Source organism: Streptomyces sp. NBC_00370, from assembly GCF_036084755.1.
In the GTDB taxonomy this organism is placed as follows: Bacteria; Actinomycetota; Actinomycetes; order Streptomycetales; family Streptomycetaceae; genus Streptomyces.
The window spans coordinates 4,420,936-4,447,473 of sequence record NZ_CP107968.1; the positions used below are offsets into that span (position 1 = coordinate 4,420,936).

A 26,538-nucleotide genomic window follows, 5' to 3' on the forward strand; every position below is an offset into this window, starting at 1 on the left:
TCGCGTGTCCCGGACACGGATCGCCACCGCCTCCGCGCCCACTGTCACGCGGAGGTCGTGCCGGTGGTCGTGCCGGGTGTCGTACGAACGCCGTACGGGCGCCGTCCCACCGTCAGCTCAGCGTCACCTGGCGGTTGGTGAGGCCGCCGCGCGCCCGGCGCTCGTCGCCGGTCAGCGGCGCGTCGACGGCGAGCGCGGCGGTCAGCCGCTCGGCGAACTCCGCCGCCGGCTTCTCGCAGTCGTCCGCGCCCATCGTCGTCGGCAGGTCCCACACCGGCACCGTCACGCCGTGCGCCCGGAAGGAGCCGACGAGCCGGGTCCCTTCGCCGAGGTCGGAGGTACCGGCCGCGTGCAGCCGCGCGAGCGCGTCGAGCAGCTTCTCCTCCGGGTACGGCATCACCCAGCGCAGATGGTTCTTCTCCGGCGTCTCGCACCAGTACGCGGCGTCCGAGCCGCTGAGCAGCACGGTCGGGATCGCCGCCGCGTTGGCGCGCTCCAGGGAGGCCGTCACCTCTGCTGACGCGTTCTCCGCGTCCGGCACCCAGAACTCGAAGCCCGGGTGCACGACCGGTGTGAAGTCCGCGTCCGGGTCGAGGAGATCCTGCAACCGCGGACCGTCGGCCGAAACCCGCTCGGCGGCAACGGGGTTGCCGGGTTCGGCGACCAGCGCGCGCTGCAGGGTGTCGGCGAGATCGCGGCTCAGGTCGCCGGACGAGGTGTCGTTCTGCAGGGCGAGCAGCACCGAACCGTCGTCGCGGCGCAGCGCGGGCCACGCCATGGGCAGTACGGTCGCGAGCGTCACGGAGGGCACGCCTTCGGGCAGCCCGTCCTTGAGCGTCAGCTCCGCCGTCGCCGCCGGGACCAGCTCGCGCATCGCGACCCAGTCGCACTCGCCGGCGAGTCCTTCGAACGGGCGCTGGACCAGCTCTGTGACGGCGTGCGCCGCGGCCCGGCCGTGACATGCCTTGTAGCGGCGGCCCGAGCCGCACGGACAGGGCTCGCGGGCCCCGACCACCGGGATCGGCCCGTCGTTGAGCTGCGCCTTCGTGGCCTTGGTCTGGGGGCGCTTCTTGGCCATGGTGTGGCTTTCTCCCGGGAGCGGCGATGCGGTACAGGCCGCGAGCCTAGCGCCCCTCCCGACGGGCTTCGCGCTGTCGCGGCTCCCGGCACGCGGGGCTGCCGTGCGGTCGCCCCTGCATCACCCGTACATCACGCGCACCCGCACCCCGCACCCGCACCGGCCCTCGCTCGCGCGCAGAGCGCGGCGGCCGTCCTCGTAAGGGACGGACCGGAGGTCAGGGACGAGCGATCCGCTCAGTCCGCGTCCTCGAAGTCGAAGGCATCCGCGAAGTCCAGCCCGTCGAGGCCGTCGAGCCCGCGCAGCCCGGGTGCCGCGATACGGCTCGCGAAGTCCTCGCGGCGCTGCGCCTCGCGGCGGTGTCCCTCGTTGACGAGCGCCCAGACCGTGACCTCGCCGGACGCGCTGTCCCGTACGCCCCAGTCCTGCGCGAGCGCCGTGATGATGTTCAGCCCGCGGCCGCCGCGCGCCGTGACCGAGGGGGTCGACGAAACGGGCCGGGTCGGGCCGCCGCCGTCCGTCACCTCGACCGTCAGCCGGCCGGACTTGTCGACCTGCCAGGCGGCGCGGATGTCCCCGTCACCGATCTCCGTGTGGCCCAGCGGCCTGCCGTGCCGCCAGGCGTTGCTGAGCAGTTCGGACAGGATCAGAACAGCGTCGTCCACGACCGAGTCCGACATGCCGCTGCGGTGCAACTGCTCCCGCATACGATGCCGGGCTTCGCCCACGCCCGCAGGGCCGTGGGTCACGGCCATGCTGGACGACGTCGGCACTTCCTGTGCCACCACGAATGCCACCCCCGAGACCTCCTTCGCCCCACGCCACGGTGTGGATGCCCCATTGGCCTGGACCGGAAACCGGCCAAGGGCGACCCTTTGACGCATTCGTAACGGGCGGCAGCGGACCGAACGCGCCGGTGCACTCCCTGTGGCGGTTCCGCCGCTCAGACCGCGCGGCCGAGCTGGGAAAGTACCTGTTTGGGACGGTTCGTAATGATGGCTTCGACTCCGAGGCGTACACAGAGGTCGACGTCCTCCGGCTCGTTCACCGTCCAGACATGGACACGGTGACCGGCCCGGTGCAGGCGCGCGATGTACCCCGGGTGGTTGCGCACGATCCGCATGCCGGGGCCCGCGATCCGCGCCCCGGCCGGCAGTCGGCCGTCACGCAGCCGGGGTGAGACGAACTGCATGAGGTACACGGTGGGCAGCTGGGGCGCCGCGTAGGCGATGCGGTGCAGGGAGCGCGCGGAGAAGCTCATGACCCGTACGGACGATTCGCCGGGTTCCGGCCGTCCGTCGAGACCGAACCGGCCCAGCAGCTGGAGCAGCCGCTCCTCGACCTGGCCCGCCCAGCGGGTGGGGTGCTTGGTCTCGATGGCGAGCTGCACGGGACGCCCGGCGTCGGCGACGAGCTCCAGCAGGCGCTCCAGCGTCAGTACGGAGGTGAGCTCCGGATCGCGCCAGTCGGGGCTCTCCTCGCTGTCCTTCCACGAGCCGAAGTCGAGGGTGGCGAGGTCGGCCAGCTCCAGGGCCGATACGGCGCCGCGGCCGTTGGACGTGCGGTTCACGCGGCGGTCGTGGACGCAGACGAGGTGTCCGTCGGCGGTGAGCCGTACGTCGCACTCCAGGGCGTCCGCACCGTCCTCGATGGCCTTCGTGTAGGCGGCGAGGGTGTGCTCGGGGGCGTCCTCGGACGCTCCCCGGTGAGCGACGACCTGAATACTGGACTGACGAGCTTGGGTCACCGCGTCATGGTGCCATCGTGAAGGGGTAGCCGGGTGAACGGCGGGGTTCTATGGCCGGTCGACTCCGGATGCGTCCCTTTTGCCCTAAGTAAAGGATGGCGTGAATACGCACAGGTCCTGCTTACAGTGGCCTGACGTGCTGTGGGAAAAGCTGACCGCAGACACTTGCACAGCGGGACTCTTGCCGAAGACTGATGTGGAACCTTGAGGAGAAAGAGCTGTGAGCACCGAGAACGAGGGCACTGCGGCCCCGGCCGCCCCGTCCGTACCTCCCGTGCCGGATGCCGCTCCCGATGGCACACCCGCGTCCGCTCCGCGAGAGGCAGCGTACGAGCAGCCGTCGGCGACGGAGGGGTACCCGGGGCAGCCGGGCCACCCGCCGGCCCCGTCCGGTCAGCCGACCCAGCCCGGTCAGCATGCCCGGCCCGCTCAGCCCGCTCAGCCGGGCTACGCGGCGCAGGACCGGCCGTCCGACCAGCCGCCGTCGCCCGGCCCCGGGTACGGCGAGGGGCAGGGGCAGGGACAGGGCCCCGGCCAAGGAGAGGGACACGGCCACGCGTCGGCGGGCGGTCCCGACACCCCGCCTCCGCCGCCGGCCCAGGCGTCCGGTGCCGGCTGGCCGCCGCCCCCGCCCGTCTACCCCGCGTACGGCGGCGGTGGCGGCGGTAACGACGGCGGGAACGGCGGGCCCGCCTGGGGCGCGCCCGATTCCAGCCACCACCACGCACCCGCGCCCCGCAGGCGCGCGGGCGGCCTGATCACGGCGATCATCGTCGGCGCGCTGGTCGCGGGCGGCGTCGGCGGCGGGATCGGCTACTGGGCGGCGGAGAGCAACGACGGAGGCTCGACGGGCTCGACGACGGTCTCGGCGGGCGAGGCCCCGAAGGTCAGCGACCGCGCCTCGGGCACGGTCGCCGCAGTGGCGGCCAAGGCGCTGCCGAGCGTGGTCACGCTTGAAGCCAAGAGCGGCGACGGCTCGGGCGACACGGGCACCGGCTTCATTTATGACAAACAGGGTCACATCCTGACCAACAACCACGTGGTGGCCTCGGCCGCCAACGGCGCCGCGATCACGGCGACCTTCTCCAACGGCAAGCAGTACGACGCCGAGGTCGTCGGCCGCGCCGAGGGGTACGACGTCGCTGTCATCAAACTGAAGAACGCGCCGTCAGGACTGACTCCGCTGGCCATCGGCAACTCGGACCAGGTCGCGGTCGGTGACTCGACGATCGCGATCGGCGCGCCGTTCGGCCTGTCCAACACCGTCACGACGGGCATCATCAGCGCGAAGAACCGCCCGGTCGCCTCCGGTGACGAGACGGGCAGCAGCAACTCGTACATGAGCGCCCTGCAGACGGACGCGTCCATCAACCCGGGCAACTCCGGTGGCCCGCTGCTGGATTCGCGCGGCGCCGTGATCGGCATGAACTCCGCGATCCAGCCGTCGGGCGGCGGCAACGGCCAGTCGCAGGCGGGCTCCATCGGCCTCGGCTTCGCCATCCCGATCAACCAGGCGTCGACCGTGGCGAAGCAGCTCATCAAGACCGGCCAGCCGGTCTACCCGGTCATCGGCGCCACGGTCTCGATGGGCGACGAGAGCCAGGCCGGCACCGAGGGCGGCGACGGCGCGCAGATCACCACCCAGGGTGAGGGCGGTACGCCGGCGGTCACCCCGGACGGCCCGGCGGCGAAGGCCGGACTCAAGGCGGGCGACGTCATCACCAAGTTCAACGACACGGCGATCGACAGCGGCCCGACCCTGATCGGCGAGATCTGGACACACAAGCCGGGCGACAAGGTGAACATCACCTACAAGCGCGACGGCAAGCAGTCGACCGTCCAACTGACCCTGGGCGAGCGCAAGGGCGACAGCTGACGGGCAGCTGACGGGTCGTACCCGAAGCAGCGCGAGGATGAGGCATGGCTGACGTCTGGGTGGCAACGAACAGAGAGGGACGGCTCTACGACCATCTGCCGCCCGACTCGTACGACTTGGTCCACGCGGACGAGATCCGCAGCCTCAGCATCGACCGCGCGTCCCGCACCACCCTCGTCGCCCAGACAACAGGCCTGGACCGCCCGGGCGTTGCGCTCGTCGCGATGCGAAGCGACCGCGTGGGCGACCAACTGCCCCCGGATCTGCACCTGGAGCTGCTGGCGGCACTGACGGCGGCCCGCAGAAAAGCCCAACACCTGGACGAGCCGGTGGTCCTGCACGCGGACTGGCACGAGGGCAGGGGCTGGTGCTGGATGCTCTACACCCTCCACGAATTCCGTGCCTACGCGGCCGCCAAGCAGAAACGGCCGAGAGGCTGACGCCCGGAAGACCGGCGGGACCAGGACGGTCACCGTCACGTCCTGTCGGCGAGACCCGTCAACGGGCCTCCCCACAGCGCGAGTACGGGTGACGAGCCGGGCGGCCCGCACGGGAACGTACCGAGTCACCGTGGCCTTCACCGAACCTTCGGCGCCCCGACGGACACGACCTTCGCCGCCCCGCCCACCCCAACCGCGGGGACGGAGTAGAAGATCAATTCGAGTGTGCCCCCGAGGGTGACGTGTCGCCGTCCAAGATCGTCCGCTTGCTAGCGTCCTCGCCGTGATCGACACCATCCACCCCGGGTCGGCATCGGAACCGAGCGAATCGTTTCGTCCGATGCTGCTGGACCCGGCAGACGCCGCTGACGCCGCCGCCCTGGCCGCACTGCGGGATTCGCCGCTCGTGCACGAGATCCACGACCGGATCGCGGACCAGGTCGCGGAACTCGTCCGCTGCCTGGCACCTGGAGAAACCTTTACTCGGCAGGCCATGGACCGCGCGGTCGCCGACGCGACAGGCGGACGGCCCGACACGTACGGCAGCTGGGCCTGGTACCCGTGGTCGGGCCAGCTGGTCCACGTACTGCCCGAAACCGAGTTCCGTCTGGTGCGCTTCGACCGCAACCGCGACAAGATCACCCGCGAGCAGCAGCAGACGCTGCTCCGGCGGCGGGTGGGTGTCATCGGCCTGTCGGTCGGCAGCAGCGCCGCGCTGACCTGCGCGATGGAGGGTGTCGGCGGAGCCTTCCGGCTTGCGGACTTCGACCGGCTGAGCCTGTCGAACCTGAACCGGCTGCGCGCAGGCGTCCACGAACTGGGCGTGGAGAAGAGCCTGTTGTGCGCCCGGCGCATGTACGAGCTGGATCCCTACCTGGACATCGAGGTCTACCGCGCCGGCGTCACGGACGAGACGGTCGAAGACTTCTTCGGCGGTGACGGTGACAGCGGCGGTGACGGCGGTGACGGCGGCCGGGGCCTGGACCTGCTGATCGAGGAGTGCGACACCCCGTGGGTGAAGGTCGCCGCCCGCGAACACGCACGCCGCCGCCGGATTCCCGTCCTCATGGACACCAACGACCGCGGGCTGCTCGACATCGAACGCTTCGACATCGAGCCGGACCGCCCGCTCTTCCACGGCCGCACCGGCGACACGACCGCCGCCGACGTACGCGGCCTTGACCGGGCCGAGACGGTCCGCTTCCTGCTCCGCGTCGTGGACGAACAGGGGCTGAGCCCCGCCATGACCGACGCCCTCACCCGCGTCGGCAGCACCCTCTCCAGCTGGCCCCAACTCGCCGGCGGCGTCATGCTCGGCGCCGCCCTGGTCACCGACACCGCCCGCCGCATCCTGCTCGGCGAACCCGTGCCTTCGGGCCGCCACTACATCGACCTCGACTCCCACATCCCCGCCCGGGCCGCCGCCCTCCCCACACCACTCGGAGCCACCCTGTGAACCGCATCCCCGAGCTGCGAGGAGACCACCTGCGCCTGCGGGAGCTGCACGCCGACGACCACGACCGGTTCGCCAGCATCCTCACCCACCGCGTACTGACCCGCTTCCTCGGCATCGACCGCATGGACGCTGACCAGGCCCACGACACCTTCGCCCAGTGCCTCGCCCAGCCCCACACCCACCCGCGACGCAAGTACACCCTCGCGGTCTGCGCCCTGGACGACGACGCCCTCGTCGGCACCATGGGCATGCTGGTCGAGGACTACGGAAGCAACGCGATGCTCACCAGCCTGGCCCTGCTGCCCGGCGCCCCGGTGAGCGGCCACGGCCACGAAGCGGGCCGCCTGCTGATGGCGTACGGCTTCGGCAGCCTGAACCTCCACCGCATCTGGGCCGGCCACCGCAGCGACCACCACTACATGCCCCAGGTGATGCACGCGGCCGGCCTCCGCCCCGAAGCCACCCTCCGTCAGCTCTTCCACACCCAGGGCTGCTGGCACGACGTCACCACGTACGCCACGGTCGCCCCGGACTGGAAACTCCAGGCCACCGAAACGGAACTGGCGATCCTGGACAGAACGCCCCAACTCGACCGAGTCTGAAGCTCCCTCACCCCCCGCCCGGCCCCCACGGCCCAGGCACGAGCAAGGACCCCCCACAGCCGGTAGGCTGTAGCCGCTCCACCGCTGGTCGGCGGGGCGGAGGTGGGTTGCCCGAGCGGCCTAAGGGAACGGTCTTGAAAACCGTCGTGGCAGCGATGTCACCGTGGGTTCAAATCCCACACCCACCGCACGTGAACGGCCCCTGACCGGGTGACTCGGTCGGGGGCCGTTCTTATGTGGCGGTGAGGGTCAGCCTTGTTGGGCTACTTCCCACTCCGAGCCGCCCAGGGGGTAGTCGTACCTCGGGCGGCCCGTCGAGGCGCTGGTGCGGAAGGGTTTGCCGTGGTCGTTCACCAGGAGCTTGCCGGTGCGGGGGCCGCTGGACCATTCCAGTTCCAGGTACCAGCTGACGTCGCGGGTCTTCGAGCCGGCGGAGATGTAGAAGACCTCGGGGTCCGACTCGCTGACCTTGTACGGGAAGTCCCGCTGGCCCGCCTTCGGTACGGAGCTGGGGCGGCCGGCGTCCAGGTTGATCGCGAAGGACTTGGTGGAGACGCCCCCGCCGCAGCCGACGCCCATCGCGTAGTCCGTCCAGGGGAGGGGGGCGTCGCTTTTCACGATGTGCACGTTCAGGGCTGTCAGTACGACGGTGTCGCTGCCCGTGCCCTGCACCGTCAGCTCGATGAACTGGTTGTCGCTCGCGACCCCGCCGAGTGCGCCGACCCAGCCGGGTGCGTCCTGTTCGGTGGGCGGCGGGGGGACCTGGGTCGGCGGGCTGTCGATCAAGTAGTGCTGACTGCACGGGTCCTCGAAGGCGTACGGACGGGTGGACACCGCCACCGGGACCGCGTTGCCTGCCTGGTGGGAAGCCGGCGGGTTCGGCTTCTCTTGCGTGGGGTGCGAGACGGAGGCGGAGGGCGGGGCGGGGGACGACGGTTTCTTGGAGCTGCGGTGCGACGGGGAGGGGGAGGACGTGGTGTTGTCCCCCGGCTTTTGGTCCGGGCTCTCCGACACGGCCGTGGCCGCTGACCGGTCTTTGGTGCCAGTGGTTGCCCCCATGCCGTACGCGACGGCCGGGACGGCAAGCGCCACGACTGCCACCGCGGCGAGGGTCAGGCGGAGGCGCCGGCGTTTGGTACGGGGCTCCGTCTCGTCGTGCGGGTGGGTGTCGGTGGCGGGGGTCGGCGCGGCCGGTTCTGGTGCTGGGGTCGGTACCGCGGCCTCGGGCTTGGTGGGCTCAGGTGCCGGGGCCTGAGTTTCCGGGGCGGGCGTCGCCGAGCGGGCCCGGCGTCTCGCCTCGTCGGCCATGATCCACCGGCGGTGCAGCTCGACCATTTCCTCGGCGCTCGCTCCGCAGAGCCGTGCAAGCCGCTCGACCGACGCGTAGTCGGTCGGTACGGCGTCCCCGTTGCAGTAGCGGTGCAGCGTGGACGTACTCACATGGAGCTTGGCCGCGAGGACGCCGTAGCTGCGTCCTGAGCGGTCCTTCAACTCCCTGAGCAGTTCAGCGAAAGCCTCGGCCTCGGTCGTCGCCACCCGTTGTTCCTCCTCGTCGTCCCTGCGGGACCGTCCCAGGAACGCGTTCCAGGGAGACCACATATCACCAGGTCAGATGGTGCGTGAGCGTTCCAGCATCCCCCATTGTCCGCTGCCGGTTGCGGGCGCTTCCGGCCGCCCCGCAAGGTGAGTGCAGCACCAACCGAACGGGGAGCCGTCATCAGAATCCGACTCCGTATCAGTCTGGTCGACTGGTTGGCCGTCATCGTCCTGATCGTCTCCACGACGATCGTGATCACGATCGTCAACCGTCACTGACCACGTCGCAACCACCTCAAGATCCATCACCTCATCGAAACGGGGCTACATCCGCATGCGTACTATCCGTAACCGCAACGTCACCCTTGCCGCCACCGCGCTCGTCGCCTCCCTCGCACTCACCGCTTGCGGGTCGGGCGAATCCTCCGGCGCCGCGAAGGACACGGCGAAGGGTGCCACCGAGACCGCGGTGTCCGGGCACGAGTCGGCGGCAACCGACGCTCCCACCCAGGGGTCTGCGGGCTCCTCGGACTCGACGGGTTCCACGGACAGCAAGGAGCAGGCGCCCGCAGCTCAGGTCAGCAGCAAGGGCGTCAAGGGGAGCAGTGGGAGCAAGGGGAGTAAGGGGAGCAAGGGCGGCTCCAGCACCAAGTACGTCACCTGCACCGGTTCCAACACCAAGGTCAAGATCAGCCAGGTGAGCCGGCCCATCAACCACCTGCTCCTGACGGTCGTCAACACCGGCAGCACGAACTGCGACGCCTACTACGCCCCCTTCCTCCGCTTCGACCAGGCCCAGGCCGCGACGCAGATCATCGAGGACAGCCAGCCGCAGGCCGTCGTCACACTCGCCCCGGGGGAGGCGGCCTACGCCTCGATCTCCCTGAACGGTGACGGGAACCCGCAGCTCCCGGCGAAGAAGCTGACCGTGTCCTTCCCCGGCCGCGACAACCAGGGCTCGGTGGGTGCCGCCTCGGCCCCGATCACCCTCCCCGCGGGAACCCGCATCGCCGACGACACCTCTGTGACGTACTGGCAGTCGGACATGGCCGACGCCCTCACCTGGTGACGCACCTGCGCTCCGTCATCCTCGGGGCGTACACAGGCCAGGCCACTCCACGACGGAGTGGCCTGGCCTGTTCGCGGGTCGGACTACGGGCAGGACTCCTCGGTCTTCACTGCCCCGAAGTCCACCCTGGTGTCCGTCGGCCGGTCTCCCGCGGTGGGCGTCTGCGAACAGACCGTCCAGTTGCGGTCCAGGATCTGCATGCGGCCGGATCCCAGGGCGTCGTGCGAGGTGAGTACGTAGAACCCCGCCGCCTGTGCTTGGTCCTGGGCCGACTGCAGGTCCTGGCCGGTGAGATCCGGGAGGGCGGCGGAGTCCCCCGCGGCGTCCGCGCCGTCCGGTGCGGCACCGTCGTCCGATGCGGCGGGGTCGTCCGGTGCGGCACCGTCGTCCGGTGTGTCGGGGTCAGCCGATGTCGCGACAGGCGCCGCGGGTTGGCCGGCGGTCGGCTCCTGCGGCGGCGGCGTCGAAGCCGTATCGGGTGACCCCGCCGTACAGGCCGTGAGCGCGAGGAGTGCGACAGCGGCTACGCCTGCTGTGGTGATGCGGATGTGCATGGTCCCCCCAAGGACGTCGCGGATCAGGGCGCCCAGCATGGGGGTTGAGGGACGGACATATGCGGAAAGGGCGAAGGACCACCCGATAGTGAGGAGGAGGTCGAACGCGGGCGTCACGCGCCGGCGGTCTCCTTCGCCAGGCGGCGGGCCTGTAGTGCGCGGATCACGCTGTGGACGCGTACCGCGGTGAAGGCGAGGACCACGAGGCCGAGGACGGCGAAGACCGGCTTTCCGTCGGTGGCGGCCAGGTAGAAGAGGAAGCCGCTGAAGGGGACGCCGAGCACGATGAACAGGGGCTCGCGGACCCAGAACGGGAGGAAGTTGAGCAGCAGTCCGAGCATGGCCGCACTTCATCAGGTCCAGGCAGATATGCGCTGTGACGGAGGCCATAGTTCCGCCATCCTTGAGGGCAACGTCAGTTCACGGTGAGGGAGTTCGGCGCGATGGATCTGGTGACTCTGCTGTCCGCCGGGGTGGCCGTGGTCAGCGCTTCCGTGGCCGCCGTGCTGGGCTACTGGCAGCAGCGGCGGTTGCGGACCATGGAGCAGCGCAATCTCATGGACCAGTACGGCGCCTCGCTCGCATGGGCGGCCTTCGACCTGCAGAGCAGGCTGTTCAACATTCTGCGCGGGCACGTGCTGGACCGAACACCCGGAGCGGGGGCGGGGTTTCTGAGTTCGTTCCTGTCTCGTGGTACCCCGGAGGAGGGCGAGTACGTACGGCGGAGCACGGTGTTCGTGCTCGCCGAGTACCTCGGCTGGGTGGAGATGCTCCGGCGCGACGTGCAGTTCCTCGATCTCGGCCGGTCCCGGGTCAATCGGGACGTCATGGTCAAGATCTCCGAGATCGGGTCGGCGCTCAGCCAGATCTCGGCGGACGGCAACGAGTTGCGTCTCTTCCGTACGCATCAGCGCGCGATCGGTGAGCTGATGATCCATGCGGGCGGGGAGCCCGGCCGGCGGCGGTGTCTGGGGTACGTGGAGTTCTGCGCGCGGTTGGACGCGGACGAGGAGTTCCGTGAGTGGTTCCGGCAGCCGCTCGACGACGTCGACCGGCTCGCGGACGACGCTGGGCCCTCGTTCGCCCGCATCGAGGGCATTCAGCAGCAACTGATCGCTCTCGTCGAGGTGTTGGATCCGAAGGCGGTGCGATTTCCGCAGTTCCGGCAGGCGTTCGACCGGGACCGGCATCCCGGGCTGTTCTCGTCCTGATGGGGTGGCGGGGGCCTGTCCGGGAGGGGAGTCAACCGCCAGGTTTATCCGATTGACGTCCGGATTCTGTAACTGCGCCTCGGTGTGGGTGTGTTGTTCGTACTCTGAGCTTCCGCCGGGACCCGTGGGGGGTGCCCCGGCTCTAGGACGGGACGTTCATGCTCCAGATACGCACCATCGCCACCGCCGTCGCCGCGACGGCTCTCGCCGGGGCCGCGTTGCTGCCGACCCAGGCGCAGGCGGCTGCCGGGTCGGTCCACCTGACCAAGATCTACTACAACTCGCCGGGCTCGGACACGCGTTCCACCAAGAGCCTCAACGCCGAGTACGTGCAGATCAAGAACACCACGACGAAGTCCGTGAGCCTTAAGGGCTGGACGCTGGTGGACGCCTCGGCGCACAAGTACACCTTCGGTACGTTCACGCTCGGTAAGGGCAAGACCGTCACCGTGCACACCGGCAAGGGCACCAACACGTCCGTGAGCCGCTACCAGGGGCGGGCCGCGTACGTCTGGAACAACGACAAGGACAAGGCGACGTTCAAGAAGGCGAACGGCACGGTCGCCGACACCTGCTCGTACAACTCGACAAAGGTCTCATCCAAGGTGTGCTGACCGCGACGACGGTGGGCAGACGACCAGCATGAGCAAAGGTCGAACGGCCGCGATCCCGCTGGGACTTCTGGCCGCCGTCGGGCTGCTGGCCGGCTGCGGGGACAGACACGGGGGCGTCCCCGGTGACGGGCGTGGCGGCGGCCAAGGGGCCGCCGCCTCCGCCGCCACCATCCCGGCCGGCGGCCGGCTCGTCATCGAGACCGAGAACGGCGTACGGCTCCGGCCGACGGACGCTCACGACGTCTCCCTCGACGGGCACATCACCGCCCACTGGTCGCACCACGACTCCACCAGCGTCCTTGATCTCGACTGCCCCGGGCAGGCGGACGACGGGGATGACGGCGACCACAACGGGGACGGGGACGGCGACGGTGCCGGGTGTACGCGTATGCCCACCGTCACCGTCCCCGACGGCACAGCCGTGACCGTCTCCGCGCGCAACGCGGGCATCGACGTCGGCGGGCTCACCGGCGATCTGCATCTGACCACCGTCAACGGTGACGTCACCGGCGTCGAGACCGGCAGTGCGCACGCCTCCGTCACGCTGACCACACGGAACGGGTCGATCAGGGTGACCGGTCTGCGCGCCGCGCACCTCGGTGCCGGGACCGTCAACGGCGATGTCGTCCTCGACTGCGCCGTCGCCCCGACCGACGTGAACGCCAGGACCACCAACGGCTCCGTCGACCTCACCGTCCCGCACGACGCGGCTCCGTACAACGTCGACGCGACGACCAACAACGGGCGGCCCCACATCACCGTCCCGACCGTCCCGCCGCCGCCCGCGTCCGCGAAGCGCACCCTCACTCTTCGTACGGTGAACGGCGACGTCACCGCGTCCCCCGGCCTCGGCCGCTAGCCCGGCCGGGCCCCTCCCGGTCGTGAGCCGGCACGGCCGCGACGACGGCTACCCGCCCGACGTCAGACGCGCCGCCGACGCGATCGTCTGTCGCGCCTCGTGTTCGCTCAGCCCCGTTCGAACAGCCGCCTCGACCAGGCTGTCCGCCAACTCCGCGCCGAAGCCGTGTTCGTACGCCCGGCACGCAGCCCAGAACAGCCGTGTGTTCCGCTGCCCCGCGTGCGCCGCGAGGACGAACTGCACCAGGCCGTAACCCTGTTGGGGCGGTGGTACGGGGGCGCCGGCGCGTACGTCGTCACCGTGGTGCGCCCTCACCGGCGGCGTGAGCAGGCGCAGCAGCGCGCGCGGGCAGGGTGCCGGCGCCAGGTCCTCCGTACCGGAGGCCAGCCGGTAGGCGCCGCGTGCGCTGACCGAGCCGGGACCGACCAGGTAGCCGCCCGCGCCGCGCACGTCGATGCCGGGGGCCAGCCGGCCCGCCGAGTTGGGCACGACCACGTTCGGCGGCCCCTTCAGCCAGATGTGCCGGCCACCGCTCGGGGTGAGAACGGTGACGGTCTCCGGCAGCGTGAACAGGTGCTGCAGCGCGATCTGTTGGAGCGCAGCCACCGAGTCGGGGGTGGTGTGCGAGCTCCGGTCCTCGTCCGTGATGTCGAGATCGATGCCGATGAGGTGGTGCGGGGGCCGGCCGCAGGCGATGCCGTAGCCGGTGGCCCAGGGCGCGGCGGCGAAGAGCGCGCGCACGCCGTCCGGGTCGGTGGTCGCGTCGTGCACGCCGTGGCCCGGCAGGCCGCACTCGCCGTGGCACAGGACGGGCTCGGGCTCGCCGCGGTGGGGTGAGCGCAGAGCCGGGAGCTTGGTGGGGGACAAGGGGATGACGGGGAGACCGCGCTCGGCGGCGGACAGCGCGTGAGCGAGGGCCAGGGTGGCGGAGTGCCGGACGGTGGTGGCCATAGCTCTATGTTCGTACACTCGTTCGAATAAGGGAAGAGGGATCCGCTCCCGGAGGGTCTCGACGGGCTCCGAAGGGCCCCTACGGGCCGCTCAGGGGCGGCCGGAAAGAGGTTGGCCGGAAATCTGCCGGAACGCTTCCTCCCTTGCGGCGCCCGGGCGGCCGTCGCGTTTCACCCGTTCACGAACACGCGCGGCGGTTTTGTCGGGGCAACGGGGGTTTATCGACATGTCATCACGCTTGCGGGGGAATTGGGGCCTGAGGGGTGGTTCGAGAGGGATTCGGTGGGCAATTCTGAGGTCGCGACGTCGAGCCAACGTCCGGGGCGGTCGGCCAACTTCCCTGGAAAAAGCCGTACTTCTCGTTCTTCTCGTTCCTGGAGGAAAAGACATGGCAAGCATCCGTACCGCCCGCGTCATCGCCACAGTCGCCGCGCTGCCCCTCGCCGCCGCCCTGTTCACCGGGGTTGCCACTGCCGACAACGGCGGAGCGGCCAGCAACGGCTCGAACGCGACGGTGGCGACGATCGTGGGCAGCGGTGTGGGTGGTAATAACTCCGGCAATTCGACCACCACGCAGCAGGTGGCGTCCGGCGCCGGGGCCTCCAACCAGAACAACACCGCGAGCGTGGCGGGCTCCGCCTTCACCGCGATCAAGCAGTCGAACACCGCCGTGAACTTCACCAATCTCTGGTGACAGCCGGTCCGATATCCAGGGGGGCCGGGGGGCCGAAGGGTGAGCTGGGAATGAATGAAGGTCTGCGCGACGGAGCCGAGGCGCCGTCGCGCAGACCTCTTCGTCCGTGTCGTGTGTGTCGTGTGTGTCGTCCGTATGTCCGTGTCGTCCGTACGGCGAGCGCGGTACGTTACGTGGCGGCCCGCCCGCGCCCGGCCCCGCGGCGCCCCCGTACCGCTGCCGCCTCGGGGTCTACCCCGAGGCTCAGGACCACGTCACCTCCACCTTCAGGAGGTGGGGCAGGCCCCAGCCCTACACCCTAGGGCGGACATCGTTTCGGGACCTGGGGCCGATCCCCCGCGAGGCGCCCACTCCTAGCGTGGAGCCATGACCACGTCTGTCTGCACGACTTCCTCCGAAGCCGCCGGAGCGGGGGCTCGCACGGGGCACGTTCCGCGCCAGCGGAACCCCGTGCACGCGGCCCGTCCGCCCTACGCCTCCTTCTCCTCGTACGTCAGGGCCCGGGGGCCGGTCCTGCTGCGTACGGCGCGTTCGCTCACCGCCAATCCGAGCGACGCCGAAGACCTCCTCCAGACCGCGCTCACCAAGACGTATGTGGCGTGGGACCGGATCGAGGACCACCGCGCACTCGACGGGTATGTGCGCAGGGCCCTGCTCAACACCCGCACCTCGCAGTGGCGCAAGCGCAAGGTCGACGAGTTCGCCTGCGAGGAGCTGCCCGAACCGACCGGCGTGCCCGAGCCGGACCCCGCCGAGCGGCAGGTGCTGCACGACGCCATGTGGCGCGCGGTGCTGCGGCTGCCCGACCGGCAGCGGGCGATGGTGGTCCTGCGGTACTACGAGGATCTCAGCGAGGCCCAGACCGCCGAGGTGCTGGGCGTCTCGATCGGTACGGTCAAGAGCGCGGTGTCCCGCGCCCTCGGCAAGCTGCGCGAGGACCCGGAGCTTTCGCCGGTCCGGTAGCGGGCGGCCCGAGCAGCGGCGCATCGGGGAGCGGCGCATCAGGGAGCGGCGCATCGGGGAGCGCCGCACGAGGAGCGCCGGACGGGGAACGGCGCATCGGCGAGCGCGCCGCGGACTGGGCAGCGGCAGCGGCACCGGTAGCCGCCGGCTGGGCAGCGGCAGCGAATTGCGGTAGCGGTAGCGGTGACAGACGGCGTGACGCGGCCCATCTACTCCCGGGTAGTGACATACCAAGCGGTACGTGCGCAGAATCCTCGGAGGCATTGTCTGCCACGTAGCGCTATCGCCGACCGGGAGGACGCCGTGCTGAGCACCATGCAGGACGTACCGCTGACTGTGACCCGCATCCTGCGCCATGGGATGACCATCCATGGAAAGGCACAGGTCACCACCTGGACCGGGGAGAGTGAACCGCAGCGACGCAGCTTCGCCGAGATCGGCGGGCGCGCGACGCGGCTCGCGAACGCGCTACGTGACGAACTCGGCGTCATGGACGACGAGCGGGTCGCGACCCTCATGTGGAACAACGCCGAGCACGTCGAGGCGTACTTCGCGGTCCCGTCCATGGGCGCGATCCTCCACACCCTCAATCTGCGGCTGCCCGCCGAGCAGCTGAGCTGGATCGTCAACCACGCGGCCGACCGCGTCATCATCGTCAACGGCACGGTCCTGCCGCTGCTCGCCCCGCTCCTCGACGACCTGCCGACCGTCGAGCACATCATCGTGTCGGGGGCAGGCGATCGTGCGGTCCTGGACGGCGCGGCCGCCGAGGTGCACGACTACGAGGAACTGCTCGCCCGTCACTCCGCCGCCTTCGAGAGCTTCGCCTGGCCCGAGCTGGACGAACGCCGGGCCGCGCTGATGTGTTACACCTCCGGCACCACCGGCGACCCCAAGGGCGTCGTCTTCTCGCACCGTTCGATCTATCTGCACTCGATGAACGTCAACCAGACCGAGTCGATGGGTCTGACGGACCGGGACACCACCCTGGTGGTCGTCCCCCAGTTCCATGTGAACGCCTGGGGCCTGCCGCACGCCACGTTCATGACCGGCATCAACATGCTGATGCCCGACCGCTTCCTCCAGCCCGCACCGCTCGCCGAGATGATCGAGCGCGAGCGGCCCAGCCACGCCGCCGCCGTCCCGACCATCTGGCAGGGGCTGCTCGCCGAGGTCACCGCGCACCCGCGCGACCTGAGTTCGATGACCCGGGTCACCATCGGCGGTTCGGCCTGCCCGCCGGCGCTGATGGAGGCGTACGACAAGCTCGGGGTACGGCTCTGCCACGCCTGGGGCATGACGGAGACCTCGCCGCTCGGTACGACGTCGAACCCGCCCGCTGGGCTCACCGAGGAGGAGGAGTGGCCGTACCGCATCACGCAGGGCCGCTTCCCCGCGAGCGTCGAGCCCCGGCTGGTGGGCCCCGGCGGCGACATCCTGCCGTGGGACAACGAGTCGGCGGGCGAGCTCGAAGTGCGCGGGCCGTGGGTCGCCCGCGCCTACTACGGCGGCGCGGGCGGCGAGGAGCTGGTGCCGGAGGAGAAGTTCAGCCCGGACGGCTGGCTGCGCACCGGCGACGTCGGTGTCATCAGCCCCGACGGCTATCTGACCCTCACCGACCGCGCGAAGGACGTCATCAAGTCCGGCGGCGAGTGGATCTCCAGCGTCGAGCTGGAGAACGCGATCATGGCCCATCCGGAGGTCGCGGAGGCTGCGGTCGTCGCCGTACCGGACGACAAGTGGGGCGAGCGGCCGCTGGCGACGGTCGTACTCAAGGAGGACGCGTCCGTCGACTACGCGGCGCTCAAGGCGTTCCTCGTCGGCAAGGTCGCGAAGTGGCAGGTGCCGGAGCGGTGGGTGCTGGTGGAGTCGGTGCCGAAGACGAGCGTCGGGAAGTTCGACAAGAAGGGGATCCGTAAGCAGTACGCGAACGGGGAGCTGGACGTGACGCGGTTGTAGGTTCGTAGCGTTCGAGGGGGCGGTGCTCTTCGGGGGCGCCGCCCTTCTCATCTCCCACGAGCATGCCGAGACGAGTTCGCGAGCAGTTCGCGAGTACTTCGAGACCAGGAGAGCGCTCATATGTCCGACATCTGGAGTCTGTTCGGCGCCGCCACCACCGGCGCCCTGGTGACCCTGAAGCGCGACGGACGGCCGCAGCTGTCCAACGTCGGCCATCTCTGGGACGCGGACTCCCGCGTCCTGCTGATCTCGGTCACCGACGACCGCGCGAAGACCCGGAACCTGCGGCGCGACCCGCGGGCGAGCTACTACGTGACATCGCCGGACTTCGGCGCCTACGGCGTCGGCGAGGGCGTGGCCGAACTGGGCGCCGTCACGCGGCGGAGCGACGACGAGTCCGCCGACGCGCTCGTGGAGCACTACCGCGCGCTGCGCGGCGAGCACCCCGACTGGGCCGAGTTCCGTGAGGCGATGGTGAGCGAGCAACGGCTGCTCGTCCGGCTGCCGTTGACCCGTGCGTACGGCTGGGGCGGGGTCTGAGATCCTGCCGGCTGCTTCCCTGCCGGGCCAGCGCCCCCACGCCCCGAACGCCCCCGAACCGCCGCTCGGGGGCTAGTTCGTGCCGATCTTCGCCAGCAACTCGACGATCCTCGACTGCACATCGACGCTCGTCGAGCGCTCGGCGAGGAACAGTACGGTCTCGCCCGAGGTGAGCCGGGGCAGTTCGGCGGGGTCGATGCCGGCCGAGGTGTAGACGACCAGCGGCGTACGGTTCAACTGGCCGTTCGAGCGCAGCCAGTCGATGATTCCGGCGCGCTGGCGGCGCACCTGCATCAGGTCCATGACCACGAGGTTCGGCCGCATCTGCGCGGCCAGCGCGACCGCCTCGTTGTCGTCGGCGGCCCGTGCGACCTGCATGCCGCGCCGCTCCAGCGTCGCCGTCAGCGCGATGGCGATCTCCTCGTGCTCCTCGATCAACAGCACGCGCGGCGGGTGCTGTTCGCTGTCACGCGGCGCGAGCGCCTTGAGCAGGACGGCGGGGTCGGCGCCGTACGCCGCCTCCCTGGTGGCCTGCCCGAGCCCGGCCGTGACCAGGACGGGGACCTCGGCGGCGACCGCCGCCTGGCGCAGCGACTGGAGCGCGGTGCGGGTGATGGGCCCGGTCAGCGGGTCCACGAAAAGGGCGGCGGGGAACGCGGCGATCTGCGCCGCCACCTCTTCGCGCGAGTGCACGACGACCGGGCGGTAGCCGCGGTCGCTGAGCGCCTGCGAGGTGGAGACGTCGGGGGCGGGCCAGACGAGCAGCCGGCGCGGGTTGTCGAGCGGCTCCGGGGGCAGTTCGTCGTCCACGGGCTGCGGCTGGGGCCGGTTGGCCACCTCGACTGCGCCACCGGGGCCGTCCAGCGGTTCGGGGCCCTCGGCGCCCTCGTCGGGGGCGCCTATGGCGTACGACCTGCCCTCGGGGCGGCCGCCCGCGAGCCGGGAGCCGTTGCCCTGCGCGGGCTGGTCGGGCGGCTGGGGGTGTGACCTGGCGTCCGGCTCGGCGGACTCGCCGTCGGCGCGCGAACCGAGCTTGCGACGCCTGCCGGAACCGAGCGTTCCGGACTGGCCGGACTGGCCGGACTGGCCTTGGCCGCCGAGGGAGTGATCCTGCGCGGGGTGCTGGGCGGGGGCGTGCTGGCCGGCGGGGGCGTGCTGGCCGGGAGCCTGCGGGGCGGGGGCGTGTTGACCCTGGATCTGCTGCCCCTGGACGTGCTGGCCCTGGGTCTGGTGGCTCTGCCGGCTCGGGGCCTGCTGCTGTGCCTGTGCCTGCTGCGCCTGGGCCTGGGCCTGATGCAGGCTCTGGACCTGCTGGCCCTGCGTCTGGTGCTGGCTCTGGGCCTGCGCCTGCTTCTTGGCGATCTGCTGCACGAAGGGGACGCCCTGGCCGAGCGTACGCACGCTGTACGCGCGCCCCTGCGCCGAGTCCGCCGCCGGTGCCTCTTCGGGCAGCGGCTGCGCGGGCGGCAGCGGCTGGTGCGCCGCGCGGGGCGGATGCGGGGCCGACGAGTCGGCCGTCGGCGGGCCCACCGAGGACTGCGGGCCGGAGGTGTCCGGTCCGTTGTCGCCGTCACCGGGGTCGGGGTCCGGCCAGCCGGGCCGACCGCCCATCGTGCCGAAGCCACTGGAGGTCGGCATGCCGGGAGCTGTCATGCCGGGGGCGGCGTCCGCGCCGTCCGGCGCGGCGGCTGCCTCCGGCGGGGCGGTGGGGGTGGACCAGCCGTTGGGGTCGAGCGGGCGCCGCGCGGGCAGCGGGTGCGCCTGCGGCGGGGTGTGGTCCTCGTCCGGCCCGACGCGTGCGATGTCGTGGCGGCCGGGCAGCGAGGCGTCGGGCCCCGCACCGGTCCGGGGGCCGGGCACCGAGCCGGGTACGGGACCAGGGGCGGGTACGGGGCCGGCGGCCGGGGCGCGGTCGGCCTCCGCAGGCGGCAGCGCGAACGTCGAACGTACGGCGTCGGCCGGTGCCGGGGGCGGCGGTACGTGCCGCTCCTGCGCCGGGGCGAGCGCGCGGCGCGCACGGCGCCCGGGCGCGGTGTGCCCGGCGGCTTCCTGGCCGGTGGGGTGCTGGCCCGTGGGGTGCTGACCTGGCGCGTGTTGGCCGGTCGGGTGTTGGCCGGGGGCATGCTGACCGCCGGCGGCGGTGACGGGTCCCGCGGTCAGGGCCGGCAGGGCGTTCTGGCCGCCGTGCTGCTGCTGGCCGCGGTGACCCGCCGGAGCCGTACCCGCCGAAGCGGCGTCCACCGGCACGCCCCGAGGCGGCACGGCGGCGCCGCGCGCGGCGCGCCCTGTCGGATGCGCGCCTTCGGCCGATGTGACGACGGAGCCCTCGGACGCGGGGGCCGCCGGCAGTGCGACAGCGGACCCGGGACCGACGGGACCCGGACCGACCGGACCTGGGCCCATGGCACCCGGACCGACCGGACCGGGGCCGACGGGCCCTTGGTTGACGGCACCCGGCGGTGCGCCGGGCAGGGCGCCAGGCGGGGCCGCGGCTTCCTCCGCCGGGTTCGGCCGGCCGCGCCGACGACCCGTACCGCCACCGCCCCCGACGCCGGCACCACCGGTGTCCTGGCCCGTCACCGGGCCGACTCCGCCGGCCGGCGTCTCCTGGCCCGGCTGCGCGGCGCGGGCCCTGCGGCGGCCGGTCGGCTCCCCGGCGACGTCCTCGGCGGGCGCCTCCAGGAACGCGTCCGTCGAGGCGCGTCGCGCGCGCCGGCGCCCGCCACCCGACGTACCCGCACCCGCACCCGTACCGGGACCCGCCACGGCGGGTGCCGACTGCTCCGGGATCTGCGCCTGCGGGGGCTGCGCGGGCGGCGGGACCGTACCCGAGCCCTCGCCCAGGGGCAGCTCCAGGACGTACGCGCTGCCGCTCATCCCCGGCACCTCGTGCGTCTGCAGCACGCCGCCGTGCGCCCGTACGATCCCGCGCACGATCGGCTCGTGCACCGGGTCGCCGCCGGGGAACGGGCCGCGCACCTCGATCCGTACGACATTGCCGCGCTGCGCCGCCGCCACCACGATCGTCGAGTCGACGTAACCGCCGGCCGGCATCATCCGGGCCCGGCCCGTCGAGTCGACCCCGGCCACGTCGGCGACGAGATGCGCGAGCGCGGTCGCCAGCCTGCCCGGGTCCACCTCGGCCTCGATCGGCGGCGCGTGCACGGCGAACTGCGCCCTGCCGGGCCCGATCAGCTCGATGGCGCCCTCGACGCCCGCCGCCACGACACCGTCGAGCAGCACCGTCATCTTGGTGAGCTGTTCCGTGCCGTCGTCGAGCCGCTGGTAGCCGAGGACGTTGTCGACCAGCGTCGTCATCCGGGAGTAGCCGGCGGCGAGATGGTGCAGGATCTGGTTGGCCTCGGGCCAGAGCTGGCCCGCCTGGTCGGCGGCGAGCGTGGCGAGTTCGCCGCGCAGCTCCTCCAGCGGGCCGCGCAGGGACTCGCCGAGTACGGCGGTGAGCTGGGAGTGCCGGGCGGCGACGTAGTCGTACCGCTCGGTGAGTTCCTCGATCTCCGCCGCGTACCGGTCACTGCGGTCGGCCAGCTCCGCCGTCTGCCGTTCCGTCGTCTCGGCCAGTTCGGCGCCGAGCCGTTCGGTGATGTCCTTCAGCTCGGCGGCGTGGCGTTCCTTCGCCTCGGTGAGTTCGTCGCTGTGCTGCTTCAGCAGCTCCTCGTGGGCGCGCCGGTCGGTGAACGTCATCACGGCGCCGACGAGCTGGTCGCCGTCGCGTACGGGGGCGGTCGTCAGGTCCACGGGCACCGCCGAACCGTTCTTCGCCCACAGCACCTGCCCGCGCACCCGGTGCTTGCGGCCGGAGCGCAGGGTGTCGGCGAGCGGGGAGTCCTCGTACGGGAACGGCTCGCCGTCCGCGCGTGAGTGCAGGACAAGCGTGTGCAGTTCACGGCCGCCGAGGTCGGTGGCGCGGAAGCCGAGGATCTGCGCGGCCGCCGGATTGACGAGCACGACGCGGCCGTCGGTGTCGGTACCGACGACACCCTCCGAAGCGGCGCGCAGGATCATCTCGGTCTGCCGCTGCGAACGGGCCAGCTCGGCCTCGGTGTCGACGGTCCCCGACAGATCCCTGACGATCAGCATCAGCAGCTCGTCGCCGGTGTAGCTGTGGATGTCGTTGTACGCGTCGCGCCCGTCCTCCAGGCTCGCGCTGGTGACCTCGACGGGGAACTCGCTGGAGTCCGTGCGCCGGGCTGTCATCCGCGTCGGCTTCGTACGGCCCCGCGCGTCGGCGGAGTCGGGGCGGCGCATGGAACCGGGGATCAGCTTGGAGTCGAACTCCGGCAGGAGGTCCAGCAGCCCGCGCCCGACCAGCGCCGTACCCGGCGTCTCGAACATCTCCAGGGCGATGGTGTTGGCGTTGACGACCGTGCCGTTGGCGTTGACGAGCACCAAGCCGTCGGGGAGTGCGTCGAGTATCGCCGCGAGGCGAGCAGCGCCTCGGGATGGCCTGCTGCTCACGACGACGCTTCCTCCCTGACCTACTGCACCTTGCGGACGGCCGCGTCCCATCTTGCCCCTATGGTCTCAGCCTGTCACTGGAGGGAGTCTAAAGGCTGTGGGTGCGAGCGCGGCTGCGGATGAGAAGGAGCTCTCATCAAGGTTCTGTGCGAATGCCCTGTACGAACGCCCGCACACCCCTCGACGGGTGGCCGTCGGAACACCCGGAGGCGGGGCCCTGCCGGGGCTCACCTCCCGTCCTCCCCTGTCCGCGCCTGTCCTCAGCCGCTGTCCTCAGCCCCTGTCCTCAGCCCGGGCGGTGGGCCTGGTGCTGGGCAGAACGGGCTCAAGACCCTGCCAGCGGGCGATCTCGCAGCCGTTCGAACGGTTGAAGCTGGCGTCGACGCTGCGGCCGTGCCAGGTGCCGGTGATGCGCGCGGTGGCGGCGCCGCCGTAGATCTGGGTGCACATCTGCCCCTCGGGCACCGGCGCGAACGGATCCCGCCCGCCCTCGGCCAGCTCCGCCAGCCGGTCACAGGCCTCCTGCGCCCGCGGGTGGGTCCCGCCGGCGGGCCCACAGGTCAACTCGTACACGCCGGCCGTCTTCTGTACGGCGGGGTCGGTGACGGTGAGGTCGAGCTTGTCCTGCGTCTGGAGCAACGGCAGCGGCAACGGCAGCCCGAGCCGCGCGGGAACCGCCGAGGCCGCCGAAGCGGCGGAGACGGCCGAGGCGGATGCGGCGGGCGCGAGGGCGGCCAGCGCGGAGAGGGAGGCGGCGGTGAGGACGAGACGGCTGCGACGCAACATGGAGGCTCCTGTCGGGGATGGCGTGTGCCGGGACGGGCGGACGGCGCCCGCCCTCTCTAACGCGCGTACGGCCCCGGCGTTGCGCACCGGTACGGCTTTGCCCTGGCCCCCGACTGCCTAGTACCGTGTGGAGCGATTGGTGACACCCCACCTGGCTGTGTCATCATCTGCACGCACCGTCCGCGCCCGCGCGGACGTGCTGGAGGCGTCGCCTAGTCCGGTCTATGGCGCCGCACTGCTAATGCGGTTTGGGTCTTAACGCCCATCGAGGGTTCAAATCCCTCCGCCTCCGCACCACCACCGAAGCCCCGGCCACCTGGCCGGGGCTTCGGTACGTTTGAGGCGTCTTCGCAGGTCAGCAGCGGTCCGACTAACGGATTTCACCTGGCGCCACAGGTCATGTAATGTTGTTCAAGCAACGCCGCCCGGGCCACAGAAACCCGGAACGCCAAGCACTCGTAGCTTAACGGATAGAGCATCTGACTACGGATCAGAAGGTTGCAGGTTCGAATCCTGCCGAGTGCACAGCAGCTCAGAGGCCCCCCGGAGAAAACCGGGGGGCCTTTTGCGTGCCCCGCACAGCACCGAAGTACCGCAACCGCGGCATGACTGGAACGCGAGGTGCATCGGCGTGCGTCCTTCGCGTGAGGGGCGCTCCGAGTCGGCCCCGTCTCGATCGCCACGTTGGTGCTCGTTCTGGCAGTTCTGGCCTGGAGGTTTCCGCGTCTCAGCGTGAAGCGAGGCCCCTTCGTGCCGCGTTGATGACGTTGTGCGCCTCGGCGCCGTACACGGCGGATTCGCGGAGCGTGTTCCAGACTCGCAGGTACGCGGCCACGCTGTCCGCGTCGTCCAGCCACAGCTCCGCATGCCAGTCCTCGGCGATGACGAGCCTGTCGTCCAAGACCCAGAAACCGTTGGCCGCCGGGATCTTGAGCGGGGCATTCAGGGGGATGATGCCCAGCTCCACGGTGTCCATGCCGATGGTGCCCGCGAGGCGGTCGAGTTGGCCGGCGAGGACGGACGGCGGACAGATCAGGGCGTGGAGGGCCGCTTCCCACACGAGGGCGTGGAGCTTGCGGCCCGCTTCGTACAGCCACTCCTGGCGCCGCATGCGGGCGCGGACCGCCGCGTCGGTGTCGCGGACCGAACCCTGAAGGTCGGCGTACCGAAGGAAGACGTGCCGCGCGTAGTCGGCCGTCTGCAACATGCCAGGAACGACAGACTCCTCCCAGGCGTGGATGGCCCGGGACCGCGCGACTTCGAGGTTCCAGCCGTCCTGCACGGGCCTGTGACCGGCGGCCAGTTGTCGGCGCCAGGAGCGGATGTGGGATTCGAAGCCCCGCAGCAGGGTGTTCAGCTCGTCGAAGACGTCCTGACGGCCGACGCCTTCGGCCCAGGCCCGCAGGTCTTCGCTCGTGGCGGTCTGCCGGCCGTTCTCCAGCTTGTAGATCTTGGAGTGCGGCCAGCCGAGCCGTCGGGCGAGTTGTGTACCGGTGAGCCGTCCGCCCGGCGTCGACAGCCGGAGTTCCCTCAAGCGCAGCCCGAGGGCCTCCCTGGCCTGCTGGAAGTCTGTGCTCACTGGTTCCGCTCGTTAGGGTTGGGCGTCGACGTGCGCCGTGAACTCGTCGTACGGCGCGGATTTGTGTACCGCGGCGTCGCGGATCTGGCAGTACCGCAAGACCGTGGCGGGCTCCGTGATGACCTCGACGTCGCGGAGGACGTCCTCGTCATCGAAGCCCAGTACGGCCACCAGGCGGCTGTCGAAGATCCAGAAGTCTTCGGCGGGCAGCCGGAGCCGTTCCGCGTCCTCGCGCCACAGGTTCCGTACGTCCTCGCCTGTGGCCGCGTTGCATTTCGCGTAGTCGAGCAGGAACAGCTGTCCCTCCGTCGGAGGGTTGTCGACGACGCGCACCCGCCCCACGTACTTGCCGTCGCCCGTCTGTCGACGGATGTTCGCGCACCACTCGCTGTCGAGGTCGGACGGGGCGGTGCCGGTCGTGAGGAACTCCGCGAACCCGGGGTCCTCCCGATCCGACGCGTAGCCCCGCCGGGTCTCCAGGTGCCAGGCCGAGTGCGCGAAGGTTTCGAAGAGTCGGCCGAACTCTTTCCGGTCGATCAGTTCGGGCACGTGGATGACCTCCTTGGGCCCGTGATGGACGAGGAGTTCACGTGGCACGACCACCACGGCATCGTCAGCGCCGAAGTGCTGGAGCTGGGCGATGTCCTCGGGGTCGGTGAGCGGTGTCCCCTGGACCAGGATCTCACCGGAGTCGAGATCCTCGTGAACGGCTGGACAGCCACCGTTCTTGCTGTCGGTGCCGTTGAAACGCAGTCGTCGTGGCACGGTCGCCTCCCGTGGGGTGGGGTCCTGTCCTCACCAGCATCGCCAGCGCCGAGGTGCCCGCGCTACCGCGTACACGCTGTGGCGCGAGACCAGACGCGAACATTCGGCCGGATCAGGAGAACATCCGAGAACACAGCATCGCGGCCGGCAATCCCACCTGCATACCGTCCTGTTCATCGGTACCGCGCTCCCCAAGACCTGTCTTCGAAGGAGTATGTCCATGACCGTTACGCTCGACCGGCCCGTCCACACCCGTACGCGGGACGCGAAGGAACTCCTCAACACCGTCCAGCCTGGCATCAGGCACCTGACGATCAACGTGCTGGACAGCGGCATGACGCTCTGGGACCGCGAGGTCGCCCTGCTGCTGCGCGACCACACGATGGTCCGCGACATGGCCGAACGCATCCTCGCCAACGCCGTCATGTACACCGTCGGCTGCATGGAGCATCCCGAGGTACACCTCGGGGTCGGCAAGCTCGTCGATGTCGGGGTGCACCAGCTCATCCTCGACACGCCCGTGTGGTGGGCTCTCTGTGACGCGTACAACGAGGGCCGTTACAAGCACCACGCACCGTTCATCGAGCGCCGCGGTGACGGGCTGTGCCTGCGTACGGCGGACTTCCTGAAGTCCATCGGCTTCGACATCGACGAGGAGCTGTGGGAGATCGACGGTGCGGCCTGCTCGCCGTGCGACAACAAGGTCCCCGACAGTCACTGAACAGTTCTGCGCCGGCCTCCGTCCTCGCTCCTGCGGAGGACAGGGGCCGGCCCTTGTGAACA

At 70.9% G+C, this 26,538-nt stretch carries 25 protein-coding genes and 3 tRNA genes; 17 read left to right on the forward strand and 11 right to left on the reverse strand.

Annotated elements, in window-relative coordinates; genetic code table 11:
- Positions 1-112: 112 nt before the first annotated feature.
- From OHS57_RS19665 to OHS57_RS19675, 3 genes are all read right to left on the reverse strand, one after another.
- A complete protein-coding gene (locus tag OHS57_RS19665) occupies positions 113-1,078 on the reverse strand; it encodes a DUF5926 family protein (protein WP_041987203.1) in 966 nt (321 codons plus the stop codon).
- Between the two features lie 236 nt (positions 1,079-1,314).
- Positions 1,315-1,962, reverse strand: coding sequence for an ATP-binding protein (locus OHS57_RS19670; protein WP_328582837.1), 648 nt, complete (start codon positions 1,960-1,962; stop codon positions 1,315-1,317).
- 59 nt (positions 1,963-2,021) lie between these two features.
- Positions 2,022-2,825, reverse strand: coding sequence for a glycerophosphodiester phosphodiesterase (locus OHS57_RS19675; protein WP_041987195.1), 804 nt, complete (start codon positions 2,823-2,825; stop codon positions 2,022-2,024).
- Between the two features lie 220 nt (positions 2,826-3,045).
- Here OHS57_RS19675 and OHS57_RS19680 point away from each other — a divergent pair, with 220 nt between their 5' ends.
- The 5 genes from OHS57_RS19680 (at position 3,046) to OHS57_RS19700 (ending at position 7,387) form a co-directional block, all read left to right on the forward strand.
- Positions 3,046-4,701: a S1C family serine protease gene (locus OHS57_RS19680; protein WP_328582838.1), complete on the forward strand. Its 1,656-nt coding sequence runs from the start codon at positions 3,046-3,048 to the stop codon at positions 4,699-4,701.
- Positions 4,702-4,745: 44 nt separating this feature from the next.
- Entirely contained in the window at positions 4,746-5,141 is a 396-nt protein-coding gene (locus OHS57_RS19685; protein ID WP_328582839.1) for a hypothetical protein, read from the forward strand.
- Positions 5,142-5,424: 283 nt separating this feature from the next.
- A complete protein-coding gene (locus OHS57_RS19690) occupies positions 5,425-6,597 on the forward strand; it encodes a ThiF family adenylyltransferase (RefSeq protein WP_328582840.1) in 1,173 nt (390 codons plus the stop codon).
- Positions 6,594-7,199: a GNAT family N-acetyltransferase gene (locus OHS57_RS19695; protein ID WP_041987189.1), complete on the forward strand. Its 606-nt coding sequence runs from the start codon at positions 6,594-6,596 to the stop codon at positions 7,197-7,199. Before OHS57_RS19690 ends, OHS57_RS19695 begins: the two co-directional genes overlap by 4 nt.
- 101 nt (positions 7,200-7,300) lie before the next feature.
- Positions 7,301-7,387 (forward strand) — tRNA-Ser (locus tag OHS57_RS19700).
- Positions 7,388-7,448: 61 nt separating this feature from the next.
- Here OHS57_RS19700 and OHS57_RS19705 read toward each other — a convergent pair.
- The gene (locus OHS57_RS19705; protein ID WP_328582841.1) at positions 7,449-8,735 is read right to left on the reverse strand and encodes a helix-turn-helix domain-containing protein; all 1,287 of its coding nucleotides are present in this window, start codon (positions 8,733-8,735) and stop codon (positions 7,449-7,451) included.
- A 147-nt stretch (positions 8,736-8,882) separates the two neighbouring features.
- On the opposite strand from OHS57_RS19705, the gene OHS57_RS19710 reads away from it, so the two are divergent.
- Entirely contained in the window at positions 8,883-9,014 is a 132-nt protein-coding gene (locus OHS57_RS19710; protein WP_277816756.1) for a hypothetical protein, read from the forward strand.
- Between the two features lie 55 nt (positions 9,015-9,069).
- Positions 9,070-9,804 (forward strand): DUF4232 domain-containing protein, encoded by a 735-nt coding sequence (locus tag OHS57_RS19715; RefSeq protein ID WP_041987170.1) that lies wholly within the window; start codon positions 9,070-9,072, stop codon positions 9,802-9,804.
- An 83-nt stretch (positions 9,805-9,887) separates the two neighbouring features.
- On the opposite strand, the gene OHS57_RS19720 is transcribed toward OHS57_RS19715, so the two are convergent.
- Together OHS57_RS19720 and OHS57_RS19725 are read right to left on the reverse strand one after the other, a co-directional pair.
- Positions 9,888-10,358: a PASTA domain-containing protein gene (locus OHS57_RS19720; RefSeq protein ID WP_328582842.1), complete on the reverse strand. Its 471-nt coding sequence runs from the start codon at positions 10,356-10,358 to the stop codon at positions 9,888-9,890.
- Positions 10,359-10,471: 113 nt separating this feature from the next.
- Entirely contained in the window at positions 10,472-10,699 is a 228-nt protein-coding gene (locus OHS57_RS19725; protein ID WP_041987166.1) for a hypothetical protein, read from the reverse strand.
- A 102-nt stretch (positions 10,700-10,801) separates the two neighbouring features.
- Between OHS57_RS19725 and OHS57_RS19730 the strand changes: the two genes are divergently transcribed.
- From OHS57_RS19730 to OHS57_RS19740, 3 genes are all read left to right on the forward strand, one after another.
- The gene (locus OHS57_RS19730; protein WP_041987163.1) at positions 10,802-11,569 is read left to right on the forward strand and encodes a hypothetical protein; all 768 of its coding nucleotides are present in this window, start codon (positions 10,802-10,804) and stop codon (positions 11,567-11,569) included.
- Positions 11,570-11,727: 158 nt separating this feature from the next.
- Positions 11,728-12,183: a lamin tail domain-containing protein gene (locus tag OHS57_RS19735; RefSeq protein WP_328582843.1), complete on the forward strand. Its 456-nt coding sequence runs from the start codon at positions 11,728-11,730 to the stop codon at positions 12,181-12,183.
- A gap of 28 nt (positions 12,184-12,211) precedes the next feature.
- Positions 12,212-13,042 (forward strand): DUF4097 family beta strand repeat-containing protein, encoded by an 831-nt coding sequence (locus tag OHS57_RS19740; protein WP_328582844.1) that lies wholly within the window; start codon positions 12,212-12,214, stop codon positions 13,040-13,042.
- Positions 13,043-13,090: 48 nt separating this feature from the next.
- Here the strand turns inward: OHS57_RS19740 and OHS57_RS19745 are convergent, their stop codons facing one another.
- Positions 13,091-13,993, reverse strand: coding sequence for a bifunctional DNA primase/polymerase (locus OHS57_RS19745; RefSeq protein WP_041987154.1), 903 nt, complete (start codon positions 13,991-13,993; stop codon positions 13,091-13,093).
- Between the two features lie 388 nt (positions 13,994-14,381).
- Here OHS57_RS19745 and OHS57_RS19750 point away from each other — a divergent pair, with 388 nt between their 5' ends.
- From OHS57_RS19750 to OHS57_RS19765, 4 genes are all read left to right on the forward strand, one after another.
- Positions 14,382-14,687, forward strand: a complete 306-nt coding sequence (locus OHS57_RS19750; RefSeq protein ID WP_041987152.1) for a hypothetical protein — start codon at positions 14,382-14,384, stop codon at positions 14,685-14,687.
- A 366-nt stretch (positions 14,688-15,053) separates the two neighbouring features.
- Complete coding sequence (locus OHS57_RS19755; RefSeq protein ID WP_041987150.1) at positions 15,054-15,650, forward strand: SigE family RNA polymerase sigma factor; 597 nt, start codon at positions 15,054-15,056, stop codon at positions 15,648-15,650.
- Positions 15,651-15,953: 303 nt separating this feature from the next.
- Positions 15,954-17,609, forward strand: a complete 1,656-nt coding sequence (locus tag OHS57_RS19760; RefSeq protein WP_328582845.1) for a long-chain fatty acid--CoA ligase — start codon at positions 15,954-15,956, stop codon at positions 17,607-17,609.
- 120 nt (positions 17,610-17,729) lie between these two features.
- The gene (locus tag OHS57_RS19765) at positions 17,730-18,149 is read left to right on the forward strand and encodes a PPOX class F420-dependent oxidoreductase (protein WP_328582846.1); all 420 of its coding nucleotides are present in this window, start codon (positions 17,730-17,732) and stop codon (positions 18,147-18,149) included.
- Between the two features lie 72 nt (positions 18,150-18,221).
- Here OHS57_RS19765 and OHS57_RS19770 read toward each other — a convergent pair whose 3' ends face one another.
- Positions 18,222-22,625 (reverse strand): response regulator, encoded by a 4,404-nt coding sequence (locus OHS57_RS19770; protein WP_328582847.1) that lies wholly within the window; start codon positions 22,623-22,625, stop codon positions 18,222-18,224.
- A 273-nt stretch (positions 22,626-22,898) separates the two neighbouring features.
- A complete protein-coding gene (locus OHS57_RS19775) occupies positions 22,899-23,411 on the reverse strand; it encodes an SSI family serine proteinase inhibitor (protein ID WP_328582848.1) in 513 nt (170 codons plus the stop codon).
- Positions 23,412-23,612: 201 nt separating this feature from the next.
- Between OHS57_RS19775 and OHS57_RS19780 the strand changes: the two genes are divergently transcribed.
- Both OHS57_RS19780 and OHS57_RS19785 read left to right on the forward strand, forming a co-directional pair.
- Positions 23,613-23,703: transfer RNA gene (locus OHS57_RS19780), tRNA-Ser, on the forward strand.
- 160 nt (positions 23,704-23,863) lie between these two features.
- A tRNA-Arg gene (locus tag OHS57_RS19785) sits at positions 23,864-23,936 on the forward strand.
- Positions 23,937-24,138: 202 nt separating this feature from the next.
- Here the strand turns inward: OHS57_RS19785 and OHS57_RS19790 are convergent.
- Both OHS57_RS19790 and OHS57_RS19795 read right to left on the reverse strand, forming a co-directional pair.
- Positions 24,139-24,990: a helix-turn-helix domain-containing protein gene (locus OHS57_RS19790; RefSeq protein ID WP_328582849.1), complete on the reverse strand. Its 852-nt coding sequence runs from the start codon at positions 24,988-24,990 to the stop codon at positions 24,139-24,141.
- Between the two features lie 12 nt (positions 24,991-25,002).
- Positions 25,003-25,755, reverse strand: coding sequence for a DUF6879 family protein (locus OHS57_RS19795; RefSeq protein WP_328582850.1), 753 nt, complete (start codon positions 25,753-25,755; stop codon positions 25,003-25,005).
- A 220-nt stretch (positions 25,756-25,975) separates the two neighbouring features.
- Between OHS57_RS19795 and OHS57_RS19800 the strand changes: the two genes are divergently transcribed.
- Complete coding sequence (locus tag OHS57_RS19800) at positions 25,976-26,476, forward strand: hypothetical protein (protein WP_328582851.1); 501 nt, start codon at positions 25,976-25,978, stop codon at positions 26,474-26,476.
- Positions 26,477-26,538 lie beyond the last annotated feature (62 nt).

Excerpts from the sequence above, each read along its gene's own strand:
- OHS57_RS19775 (WP_328582848.1), bottom strand. The coding sequence starts at position 23,411 with ATGTTGCGTCGCAGCCGTCTCGTCCTCACCGCCGCCTCCCTCTCCGCG.
- OHS57_RS19800 (WP_328582851.1), top strand. The coding sequence starts at position 25,976 with ATGACCGTTACGCTCGACCGGCCCGTCCACACCCGTACGCGGGACGCG.
- OHS57_RS19765 (WP_328582846.1), top strand. The coding sequence starts at position 17,730 with ATGTCCGACATCTGGAGTCTGTTCGGCGCCGCCACCACCGGCGCCCTG.
- OHS57_RS19725 (WP_041987166.1), bottom strand. The coding sequence starts at position 10,699 with ATGCTCGGACTGCTGCTCAACTTCCTCCCGTTCTGGGTCCGCGAGCCC.
- OHS57_RS19720 (WP_328582842.1), bottom strand. The coding sequence starts at position 10,358 with ATGCACATCCGCATCACCACAGCAGGCGTAGCCGCTGTCGCACTCCTC.
- OHS57_RS19735 (WP_328582843.1), top strand. The coding sequence starts at position 11,728 with ATGCTCCAGATACGCACCATCGCCACCGCCGTCGCCGCGACGGCTCTC.
- OHS57_RS19715 (WP_041987170.1), top strand. The coding sequence starts at position 9,070 with ATGCGTACTATCCGTAACCGCAACGTCACCCTTGCCGCCACCGCGCTC.
- OHS57_RS19740 (WP_328582844.1), top strand. The coding sequence starts at position 12,212 with ATGAGCAAAGGTCGAACGGCCGCGATCCCGCTGGGACTTCTGGCCGCC.
- OHS57_RS19750 (WP_041987152.1), top strand. The coding sequence starts at position 14,382 with ATGGCAAGCATCCGTACCGCCCGCGTCATCGCCACAGTCGCCGCGCTG.
- OHS57_RS19755 (WP_041987150.1), top strand. The coding sequence starts at position 15,054 with ATGACCACGTCTGTCTGCACGACTTCCTCCGAAGCCGCCGGAGCGGGG.
- OHS57_RS19685 (WP_328582839.1), top strand. The coding sequence starts at position 4,746 with ATGGCTGACGTCTGGGTGGCAACGAACAGAGAGGGACGGCTCTACGAC.
- OHS57_RS19745 (WP_041987154.1), bottom strand. The coding sequence starts at position 13,993 with ATGGCCACCACCGTCCGGCACTCCGCCACCCTGGCCCTCGCTCACGCG.
- OHS57_RS19670 (WP_328582837.1), bottom strand. The coding sequence starts at position 1,962 with ATGCGTCAAAGGGTCGCCCTTGGCCGGTTTCCGGTCCAGGCCAATGGG.
- OHS57_RS19665 (WP_041987203.1), bottom strand. The coding sequence starts at position 1,078 with ATGGCCAAGAAGCGCCCCCAGACCAAGGCCACGAAGGCGCAGCTCAAC.
- OHS57_RS19730 (WP_041987163.1), top strand. The coding sequence starts at position 10,802 with ATGGATCTGGTGACTCTGCTGTCCGCCGGGGTGGCCGTGGTCAGCGCT.